Source organism: Microtetraspora sp. NBRC 13810 (assembly GCF_030268685.1).
Classification (GTDB): Bacteria; Actinomycetota; Actinomycetes; order Streptosporangiales; family Streptosporangiaceae; genus BSRQ01.
In genome coordinates, this window is sequence record NZ_BSRQ01000045.1 from 1 (window position 1) to 5,839 (window position 5,839).

The 5,839-nt window shown below is 68.0% G+C and carries 5 protein-coding genes; 1 reads left to right on the forward strand and 4 read right to left on the reverse strand.

Translation table 11 applies throughout. From position 1 onward, the window contains the following. Positions 1-243: 243 nt before the first annotated feature. Both QSK26_RS41275 and QSK26_RS41280 read right to left on the reverse strand, forming a co-directional pair. Complete coding sequence (locus QSK26_RS41275; protein WP_285780827.1) at positions 244-2,031, reverse strand: hypothetical protein; 1,788 nt, start codon at positions 2,029-2,031, stop codon at positions 244-246. Continuing rightward, positions 2,028-2,951 carry a hypothetical protein gene (locus tag QSK26_RS41280; RefSeq protein ID WP_285780828.1) on the reverse strand — a complete coding sequence of 308 codons (924 nt, stop codon included), beginning with the start codon at positions 2,949-2,951 and terminating at the stop codon, positions 2,028-2,030. The genes QSK26_RS41275 and QSK26_RS41280 overlap by 4 nt, the downstream gene beginning before the upstream one ends. A 72-nt stretch (positions 2,952-3,023) precedes the next feature. On the opposite strand from QSK26_RS41280, the gene QSK26_RS41285 reads away from it, so the two are divergent. Continuing rightward, entirely contained in the window at positions 3,024-3,338 is a 315-nt protein-coding gene (locus QSK26_RS41285; RefSeq protein WP_285780829.1) for a helix-turn-helix domain-containing protein, read from the forward strand. Between the two features lie 283 nt (positions 3,339-3,621). Here the strand turns inward: QSK26_RS41285 and QSK26_RS41290 are convergent, their stop codons facing one another. Both QSK26_RS41290 and QSK26_RS41295 read right to left on the reverse strand, forming a co-directional pair. Next, positions 3,622-4,113 carry a hypothetical protein gene (locus QSK26_RS41290; RefSeq protein ID WP_285780830.1) on the reverse strand — a complete coding sequence of 164 codons (492 nt, stop codon included), beginning with the start codon at positions 4,111-4,113 and terminating at the stop codon, positions 3,622-3,624. Positions 4,114-4,474: 361 nt separating this feature from the next. After that, entirely contained in the window at positions 4,475-5,734 is a 1,260-nt protein-coding gene (locus QSK26_RS41295) for an ROK family transcriptional regulator (protein ID WP_285780831.1), read from the reverse strand. Positions 5,735-5,839: the final 105 nt, after the last annotated feature.

Below are 5,839 nucleotides of genomic sequence, written 5' to 3' on the forward strand. Positions count from 1 at the left end.
GGGCCGTTCTTGAAACGGCTGGACTGAAGTTGACGGGATCCCGTCTGATCATCGAGATCAGGCGGGATCTTGTCGTTTCAGGGGTTTCCGAGTCGGGTTCGTCCTGGTTTGGGGACTGCGGAGCGGGTGTCTGGGAAGGCCCGGGTGGTGTCAGGCCGCTGGTGGGGGAGCAAGATTCGGCCGTTGGGCATGGCGAAGCCGACGGTGAGCGGGGCGCTGCGGCGGGGTGGCGGGTTTTGCGGCTTATGGGGTGGGTGGTGGCCTGCTCTGGCCTGCGGGTGGTGTGCCGTCGAAGGGCCCGGCTGGAGTCTGTGGAGTGTCGGCGAGCGTGACGGGCTCGTCTTGGGGCTGGTGGGTGTGGCGCCACTGATCGAGGAAGTGGTCGTTGGCGACCGCGACAAGCAACGCGATCAGGATGGTCTGGGCGACGCGTCCGTGGGCGAGCCGGTTCTTGGGATCGCCGAGGTCGAGGTCGTGTCCTTTGATCCTGCCATTGATGCCTTCGGTGTTGGCGCGGACGGACTTGTAGGTTCCGATCCAGGCAGGACTGAGGTAAGGCACGTCCTGGCGGAACTTGTCGAGGTGGCCGAGGTCGTCCTTGCGGACGGTGATGGTGTGCTGGTGGCAGATCCTCGGCAGTTCGCCGGCGTTCAGGTCGGTCTGTGGGGGAAGGACGCGGGGTTTGGCCGCGAGGTGAGCGCCTCGTTGCCGGGTGTCGGTGAGGTCGACCGCGGTGGGCCGGGTGGGTCCGCGCTGGTGGAGGCGGTCGAAACGGGGGCAGGTGACCGATGGGGAGGTGCCTGCTGCTGGGCATTGGAAGCGGATGTTGCCGCCTGTGTTCGCGTTCTGTTTGAGGCGCAGCAAGTACGGCTCTCGCGCGCTGATGAGCGCGGTGAGTTCTTCCGATGGGGTGCGGATGGCGGTGTCGTCCAGGCCGGTGGTGGCCTGGGCAAGCCTGTCGGGCATCAGCGGGCAGGCCAGGCTGCCGTCGATGAGCAGGGCGCCGTGGGCGCTGCCCTGCACCCCTCGTTGATCCACTTTGTAATCGAGGGCGAGCCGGTAACCGAGCTCTCGTGCGGGCTGGGCGAAGTGGCCGGGCTGCTGGTCGGTGTAGGCGCGGTCGACGACGGCGAATGCTGCGGGCAAGCCGAGGGCGGCCAGGGGTTTGAGGGTGGTGATGGCGTTGGCGCCGATGCGTTTGTGTGGGGTGTCGAGGACCAGGCCGAGCGCCAGTTGCGGGAAAGACCCGGAAACCGAGTGGGTGCGGGCGGCGACGGTGAGGGTGACGCTGTAGCCGTACTCGGGTGGGCCGTTTCCGGCGGAGTGGTGCCAGCCTGCGGTGATCTCGGTGGAGGCGATCAGTTCTCCGGTGGAGCGGCGGGCTCGGGGTGGGCGGGCGAAGACCGGGGCGGCGGTGGTGTCGATGCCGACATCGCCGCGGAAGTGACGGAGGTAGCCCCGGCCTTTGGCCCAGCGCACCGGGGTAAGCACCAGCGCAGTGACGATGTCCTGCAGCAGTTCCCGCTTACGCGAGCGTGCTGGGTCGTCATCTTCCCACGCGTCGGCCAGCGCGTCGGCCTGATGCTGGGGCAGGCGGGCGCGCCGATCGTGGCGGGCCGGATCCAGCACGGTGGTCAGCCGGTCGAAGGCCCGGTAGAAGCGGCGGGAGGAGGCGAGCACCTGGTGGATATCTTCGGGGTTGATGTCGGGCAGGCCGAGCCGGTGGCGTGCGGTGGCGGTCAGGCAGAACGCGGCGATCCGCCAGGCCTCGACGAGCGTGGCCTTGCCGGTGTGATTGATGGACAGCAACAGGCAGGTCAGCACCGCGGCGATCGGCAGCCCAGGCGGGCCGGGCCTCGAGCCGAGTTCGGCGTCGATCAGCGGCAGGACGCCGGAGTCGTCCAGCAGCCGGGCGTAGTGACTGACGACCGCGTCAGGGATCTGTGCCCTCTGCTTGGCGGGAGGCCGGGGCCGGGTGGCTCGGGCTCGGGTGGTGCGCGGCGGCCAGGCGCGTGGCTTCGCCGCACTCACATGGTGCGGCCGCGCAGCAGCGCGACCGCGGTGGCCTCGTCCAAAGCAGGGACGAAGTGCTGGTAGCGGGCCAGCGCGGAGGTGCTCATCCCAGCCGCGGCGGCCACCACGCCCAGGTCGATCCGCGCGCTCAGCAGCTCGACGATCCACGAGGAGCGCAGCCGGCGCACCGACAACGCGGGCAGGCCGCCGGTCGGCCGGTGGCGGGCCGTCCAGGAGCTGAACAGGTTCTTGGCATGCCGGGCGGCGCGCCCGGGCCGGAACACAAACCGGTCGCCCGGCTGGTCGGTGGCGTGAATCAGGACGTCCTCCCAGGCGGCGCGGCAGACGATCAACCGCTGCGTGCCGGGGACGGTGACCACGACCGCGCCGCAGTCCAGGCGGCGAAGATGCCCGGTCCGGACGGCGGCGACCTCTCCAGAGGTCAGACCGCAACCGAAGCCGAGCGCCATCAACGCCAGCGCGTCGCCGCTGGCCTGGCCGGGCAGGTGTTCAGCCCAGCCGCGAAGGCGGCCGAGCTGGGCCGGCGAGTACGGCGGGCTGACCTTCTTGGGGGCCTTCATCGGCGGTGGGGCCTGTTCGCCGCGTTCCAGCCAGGCCAGCGTGGCGCGCATGTGCCGCAGCCAGCTGCGGTAGGTCTGCGCCGAACTCGGGGCCAGGTCGGTGCAGCCGGTCAGGATGAACGCGTCGATCGTCTCGTGCCGCAACCACACTTCGGGGTCATCTGGCAGGCCGGAGCGGTGACACCACACGGCCAGGCGGGTGGTCGCGGTGAGCAGCCGCTCGACGCGGTAGGGGGAGCGGTCGGCGCTGGCGGCGACCAGCATCCGCACGTGCCCGGCAATCTGTTCCCATTCCGGCAGGGTCTGCTGCGGTCGGTAGCCGGTGATTGTGGCCGAGGTTTCCGCGTCGAGGGTCACACCCCATCCATAGCGGCAGGACAACCTGCCGTTACGGAGGGCGACGACATCTACCGAAAGGAGCCGTTTGTCATGGTCGGAGGACGCGGGCGTTCCCGCTCTCCCCGGGAGTTGGCCGACGACCCGGAGAACTGGCCCCACGCGGATCTGTCCGGCCATCCGGCCGCCGCCGTCGTCCAGGCCATCGCCGCGGCTCTGCAAGGAGTGATGGCCGAGCGGGGGCTGAGTTTCCGCCGGCTGGCCGAGGTTAGTGGGGTGAACCGGCAGACCGTCAACGACGTGGTCGTCGGGCGTTGCTGGCCGGATGTGGCCACCATTGCCCAACTGGAGGCCGGCTTGGCCGTCCGGCTGTGGCCCACTTCGCCCACCGGGACCGGTGGAAGCTGACTCGTGCCGGATCCCTTCTCGCCCTGGTGAGGGCATCGTCGATCCTTCCCGCCCCTGCCCTGCCGATCGCAGGGCAGGGGAAATCCAGGCTCGACGCCTCCCCAAGAGGCTCCATTCGAGTTACTCTCGGGAGTGCGCGAGCCACTGTCAGTTAGAACCTGGAGGGTGCTCACGCAACCTCGGGTGCCGCCGAGGGCCTAATCTCGGCGGCACCCTGCTCGTCTGGCCCGGCGCCCGCACGACCGTCGTTGTTGAGCGCCTGACCTGCGATGTGTCTCTTGCTCTATGCCTCGTCGTTGGCGACTCCCCCCAGCGCGTGGCCATTGATGCCCGCGGCGATGGAGAACAGGCCCGGCTCGTGCTGGGTCAGCCAGCCCAGCGCCGTCAGCCGCTTGAGCCGTGCTCGGGTGGTCTCCACTCGCCCCCGCACGTCGGGCTCGCCCAGCGCTTGAGCCACTTCCTTGGCACGCATCGTCCGCCCGGAACTCGCCATGATCACAACGACCTGCTTGTCGAGCCCGGCGACCGGTTTCGGCGCCGGCGCGGCTTCCTCCGGCGAGGCGTGCGTCGGGGTGTCAGATGCGCCGCCAGGGGACGCTTGCTCGGGCCGGGATCGTCCGACCAGCATCGGCGTGACTATTCGCCGGGCGGTGGCCAGGTCGCTCAGTCGCTCTTCCAGGGCCGCCACCTGCTCACGCAACGACTCAAGTTGCCCGCGGACGGACTCCTCGTCCGCAGCCAGCTGCTCCAGCAGCGATGCTTCGCCCAACGTCATGCCCGACCTCCACATACTGGCGCCGTGCGTAACCCGCAGAAACCTGTGATTGCAAAGAGTCACATGGTGCCTGCAAAACGTAACTGTAGATGGCTTTGCGGCTCGCGTGAAGAGACACATCTGCAATCGGTCGTTCCACCACCCAGCACAGCTCTCTATGCGACCACAGACCCGCCGGATGGCTCGACAACCACTCGCTGTGCGCCGCCTTGAGGCGACCCCTCGCCGCAGAGTCTTGGAGAGCGCAGTCCGCCCCGCCGTCGTGGGGGACGGCAGATCCGGCTCATCCGCAAGTCGGCGATCAAGACGCCCGCCACTCATTCAGCATGCAACGCCACGTCATGGGGCCAGCCGCCACTGCTCATAGATCGCCAAAGAACACCCGCTCACGCGCTTGGTCGACACCGACCAGCACAGCCCCGCGCAGCACGGGCCAGTCCAGAACCGTGCTTGGCTCCACCCGAGGCCGGGCCAGACACATGCCAGCGACAGCCCGCTGAACGCGACCGGCCAGTTCATTACCCCCGGCGGCACCGACATGACTGCCCAGCACGACAAGCTCAGGATCGAGAACCGTGCAGATAGAAGCGACCCCCAACGCGATCCGCCGCGCCAACTCATCCAGGAAGGCCGCCCCCGTCATGCTCCCCGCGGCAGCATCCCCTGCGGCGGCCGCCACGCTCTGCGCGGCATCATCGGCAACGATCTGGTGCCGCTTGGCCAGTTCCTGCACCGCCCGCCAGCCCACCAGGGACTGGAAGGCCGCACCCACCTCATGGCGGCTGCGATCAAAGCCGCCGTCGCTCACGACCGCTCCAGGGACAGGCATCCAACCAAGCTCACCAGCCGCGCCCATCGTCCCCCGCAACAACTGATCGCCCACCATGACAGCCGATCCAGGCCCACGCCCGATCCAGACCAGCACGAAATTGCGTGCCTCGCTCGCGACTCCCGCCGCGCGCTCGGCGATCGCGGCGAGATTGACGTCATTGTCGATCGTGACGGGCAGCCGCAACCTCTGGCGCAGGATCTCGATCACATTCCCGCACCACGCGGGCATGTCGTAGCAGAAGCGAATGTCGCTCGTCACGGGATCGATGACGGCGGGCAGAGCGATCACGCACGCCTGCACCCGCGCCATGTCGATCTGTGCGGTCTGGATGAGGTCTTCCACGATTGTGTGCACCACTGCGGCCGGATCCGCAGTGACATCGGTCGAGACCGTCGTCTCAGCCAGCACACCTTCCGTAATGTCGGTAAGAACGGCTCTCGTCGTGTCCAGGTAGACCTCGATCGCGATCACATACCCGCACGACGGGTTGAGCCCGTAGAGAGCCGCGGAAGGCCCCCGTCCACCCTCCTGCACGCCGACCTTGATAACCAAGCCACGCTCCTCCAAGCGAGACAAGACATGGTTAGCCGTCACCTTCGACAGCCCGGTCATCTCGCTCACCTGAGCCCGAGTCAGCACTCCGGACGACGCCAGCAACTCCACCGCAGCGCGATCGTTCAACTCACGTAACAGACGCGGACGCCCAGGATTCGCGTTCATGTGATCAATCCTGGACCGCAAAGCGCCACCGGTGAAGCCGAATACGAGGAACACGATCGTCTCCAGCATGAAGAGCTCCACGACGCTCAATGCGGGAAACGATCACTTTCCGTGCGGGAAGCGATCTTTACGCTATCTTTCCGTCCCAGGCCAGACCCACTCGTGAACACCCCA

What these genes read in the sequence shown, in the direction of transcription:
- QSK26_RS41290 (WP_285780830.1), bottom strand. Translation starts at nt 4,113, where the DNA reads ATGACGTTGGGCGAAGCATCGCTGCTGGAGCAGCTGGCTGCGGACGAG.
- QSK26_RS41295 (WP_285780831.1), bottom strand. Translation starts at nt 5,734, where the DNA reads ATGCTGGAGACGATCGTGTTCCTCGTATTCGGCTTCACCGGTGGCGCT.
- QSK26_RS41285 (WP_285780829.1), top strand. Translation starts at nt 3,024, where the DNA reads ATGGTCGGAGGACGCGGGCGTTCCCGCTCTCCCCGGGAGTTGGCCGAC.